Here is a 1,231-nt window from a genome sequence, read left to right as displayed (position 1 = left end):
GCGGTTAGCGCGCAGGTGGGCTAACACCTGGGCCAGTTGGTCGTGCAGTGCGGTCATGGGGGACTCCTCCACCGCAAGCTTACGCCCGCAACGCGTCCAGCAGCTGCTCGAAGCTGCCAAACAAGGCATTGCCGGGCAGCAGGCGGCTGCCGGATGCGTCGGTGCGCACCAGGGCGGGCACGCCACTGGCACCCAGGCTGCGCATCAAGCCTTGGGCGTGTTGCAGGCGCAGGGTGTTGGCCTGGCGCAGGTCGGCATCGGCGGCGACCAGGCGGTCTGCGGCGGCGGCCAGGTCGGCACCACGCAGCAGCTTTTCCACCACGGGTACGGCGGTGGTGTCCAGGCCATCGACGTAGCGGGCTTCCTGCAAGAGCTTCAGGGCTTGCAGCTCGCGTGCGGGCTCGGTCAAGGACAGGGCGGTGAGCGCCAGGGTGGCGGTGCTGGAGTCGAACGGGCTGCCGTGCCGGCCCAGCACCTGGGTGCGGTAGGCCTGGGTGAAGGGCTGGCCGGTGAGTTTGGCGATGCGCGTGTCGTTGGACCAGGCGAAGTCGGCAAAAGCCGCATCCATGGTGCGTCCACCGCCTGCGAACAGGCCGGTGGGGGCCAGCGCCAGGGTGAAGCCAGGGTGTTGCCCGAGTTGCTGCATCACTGGCGAAGCGCCGTAGCACCAGCCGCACAGGGGGTCAAAAAGATAGGTCAGGGTGGTGGGCATGGTGCTATTTTCTCGCTCGATCAGGGTTGCAGGCTTTTCGCGCCCGCGTTGGCGACCGCGCCGTCGTCTGCGGGCATGGCACCGCTGGCACCGATGGCGCCGACGATCTGGTTGTTGGCCACCAGCAGCACGCCGCCTTCTACCGGGAAGGCACCGGGCACGGCCAGCAGGTTGAGTTTGTTGTTGCCCAAGATCTGCTCTTCGATGGCTTTGGTGGGGGCTTTGATGCCGTTGGCGGCTTTGGCTTTACCGATGGCGGCATCTACCGTGCCGATGGGGGCCTGGTTGGCGCGCTCCAGGTAGACCAGGTTGCCGCCGGAATCGACCACGGCGATGGTCAGCTCCAGGCGCTTTTTGTGCATTTCGGCGGCAGCGGCCTGGGCGACTTTTTTGGCAGCGTCCAGGCTGATGGGCGCGCCGTAGGGCAGGTTTTGGGCGAAGGCGGTGGCGGATACCAGGGCCAGGGCGGCAAGGCCGAAACGGATCAGGGTGGGTTGCATGGTGTCTCCGGGGTGTGGA

General features: G+C 67.1%; 2 protein-coding genes. Both read right to left on the bottom strand.

Annotated features, from left to right (window positions below; genetic code table 11):
• Positions 1 to 79: 79 nt before the first annotated feature.
• Positions 80 to 712: a DsbA family protein gene (locus AC097L_RS25020; protein WP_479589415.1), complete on the bottom strand. Its 633-nt coding sequence runs from the start codon at positions 710 to 712 to the stop codon at positions 80 to 82.
• Positions 713 to 732: 20 nt separating this feature from the next.
• On the bottom strand, positions 733 to 1,231 hold a 499-nt coding region (locus AC097L_RS25015; RefSeq protein WP_479589414.1), incomplete at its 5' end, for a GlcG/HbpS family heme-binding protein.

The organism is Rhodoferax sp. RT5P35, assembly GCF_056521385.1.
This window is presented reverse-complemented; position numbering and strand designations above follow the sequence as displayed.